This is a genomic window from Pseudolactococcus laudensis, from assembly GCF_013449735.1.
Taxonomy (GTDB): Bacteria; Bacillota; Bacilli; order Lactobacillales; family Streptococcaceae; genus Pseudolactococcus; species Pseudolactococcus laudensis.
In genome coordinates, this window is record NZ_JACBNY010000057.1 from 1 (window position 1) to 2,526 (window position 2,526).

1 protein-coding gene and 1 pseudogene are annotated in these 2,526 nt (G+C 36.1%); one reads left to right on the plus strand and one right to left on the minus strand.

The window, feature by feature from the left end; all coding sequences use genetic code 11:
- The first annotated feature begins 236 nt into the window (after nucleotides 1-236).
- Nucleotides 237-2,324, plus strand: coding sequence for a heavy metal translocating P-type ATPase (locus tag HZR21_RS11390; protein ID WP_180747704.1), 2,088 nt, complete (start codon nucleotides 237-239; stop codon nucleotides 2,322-2,324).
- A 69-nt stretch (nucleotides 2,325-2,393) separates the two neighbouring features.
- Here HZR21_RS11390 and HZR21_RS11395 read toward each other — a convergent pair.
- A pseudogene (locus HZR21_RS11395) lies at nucleotides 2,394-2,526 on the minus strand (transposase); the annotation flags it as partial.

The window sequence follows — 2,526 nt, forward strand, 5'->3', positions numbered from 1 at the left end:
AACAGCGACAATAATGACGTCTTTTTTGAATTGTTTGCCTTTAAAATGATTCATTACTCTGTCCTCTCTGTCTTTTTTCTCAATTTTACACTAAAATAGATTTTTTGGAAAACTTTGCAACAGAACCTGTAACATTTATAGAATACAACTTTTTTCCTTGACTTTAATAGTTTACAAATGTAAACTATATATAGAATATAGATAGAAATTTCAAAGCATTCATTTAGGAGGAAAATATGTCAAATAAAACTCATTCGTCTAATCACGATGAAATGATGTCTGAGCATCATCATAATCATGAAATAATGGATATGGAGCACGAAAACCATATTGTGCACAACATGCACAATATGGATAATATGCATGATATGGACAATATGGATATGATGAATCATGGAGGACACATGATGCATATGGGTGATATGAGTAAAAAGCTCAAAGTGGCTATCATTCTTATGATTCCGCTACTACTCATTTCACCAATCGCTGGCTTTACTATCCTTAAATTCCCCGGAAGTGAAATTTTGCAACTTATCCTTGGTACAATTATCTTCTTTTACTCTGGGACTCCTTTTTTTAGCGGAGCAAAAGGTGAATTAAAAAGCCGTAAGCCAGCCATGATGATGCTGATTACAATGGGAATTACCGTTGCCTATGCTTATTCTGTTTATGCCACAATCATGAGTCTTAACGGACATATGGGCATGAACTTCTGGTTTGAACTGGCAACATTAATTGTCATTATGTTGATTGGTCACCTGATTGAGATGAAAGCAATCATGGGTGCTGGCGATGCATTGAAAGATTTAGCAAGCCTTGTTCCCAAAAAAGCTCACTTAAAAAGTGGGAAGGATGTGGAGCTTTCAGAACTAAAAGTTGGCGATTTACTTTTAGTGAAAGAAAATGAGAAAATACCTGCAGATGGCCTTATATTAAGTGAAGCGCTCGTTGATGAGTCAATGATTACTGGTGAAAGCCGAGCAGTCAATAAAAAAACAAATGACCTTGTTTATGGTGGTTCCCTCAATCAAAACCAACCATTTGAGATGAAAGTCACAACCCTTGGAAAAGATTCATTTCTCAATCAAGTGGCCGAATTAGTCAAGAAAGCCCAAGCTCAAAAATCTAATTTGGAAAATATGGCAGATAGAGTGGCTGGTTACCTTTTCTATGCCGCACTTATTGTTGGTATCTTTTCATTAGTTTTTTGGACAATTAGTTCTAACTTTAGTTTTGCTCTACTTCTTGCGGTTTCTGTTTTTGTAATTGCATGTCCACACGCTTTAGGTCTTGCGGTTCCACTTGTTGTTTCTCGCCTAACCAGTATTTCTGCTAAAAATGGTTTATTAATTCAAAACAGAACTTCTCTAGAAAAAATAAATACAATTAAATATGCCTTAATGGATAAAACGGGAACATTAACTGACGGTAAGTTTATTGTTCGTAATGTTATTGATTTTACTGATGAAACAGACATTCTCCAAATCATGGCAGCACTTGAAGGAAGTTCCACTCACCCGATTGCTCAATCAATCGTTTCAGCTGCTAAACCTCTTGAAAATCTAAAAGTTGAAGCGGTTGAAAATATTCCAGGAGTTGGGATTAAAGGGCAAGTTAATCAAAACTTTTATCAAATTGTTAACTATAAATATCTTCGTGAAAATCAACTTTCTTATGATGAACAAAAGATTGCTCAATATTTAGATTTAGGTTTAACTATATCTTTCCTAATCAATGAACAACAAGATGTTTTAGGATTTATTGCCTTAGGAGATTCTCCTAAATCAGACGCGAAAGCCTTTATTAATGGTTTATTAGCCCAAGGAATTACCCCTGTTATGCTCACGGGTGATAATAAAGAAACTGCTCAAAAAATTGCTAGTGCACTAAATATTCCCGAATTTAGAGCGGAATTAAAACCTGAAGATAAAGCAGAAATTGTGAAAGAGTACCAAAAGAAAGCCGGCGTGCTTTTCATTGGTGATGGTGTCAATGATTCCCCAGCTCTTGCAACTGCTACGATTGGTTTTGCGATTGGAGCAGGAACTTCGGTTGCTATCAGTACCGCTGATGTCGTCCTAGTTAACTCCAATCCAAGTGACGTCTTGGATATGATTAATATCTCCAAACGCATGCTTAGAAAAATGAAACAAAACCTCTGGTTTGGAGCAGGCTATAACATTATTGCTATTCCTGTTGCAGCGGGTATTCTTTATCCATTTACAGGGATTTATATTGACCCTCTCATTGCAGCAGTCCTGATGTCAATCTCAACCGTGATTGTCTCAATCAACGCGATGGGATTGAGGTATGATAAAAAATAGAAGAGCACATGCTCTTCTATTTTTTATCATACTAATTATGAAACTTTTATCACTTAAATATACTTAAAGATTAAGTAGGGCTGTCCCATTCCCAGGAAAAGCATTTTCTCCATATTCTTCAACTTCTTGAACCCAGCGATAGAGACTATTGGCATGAACATCAAGCTCTTGGCTGACTTCTTTAACAGAGTAACCCTCTTCA

Coding starts and splice junctions, on each gene's coding strand:
- HZR21_RS11390 (WP_180747704.1), top strand. CDS start 237: ATGTCAAATAAAACTCATTCGTCTAATCACGATGAAATGATGTCTGAG.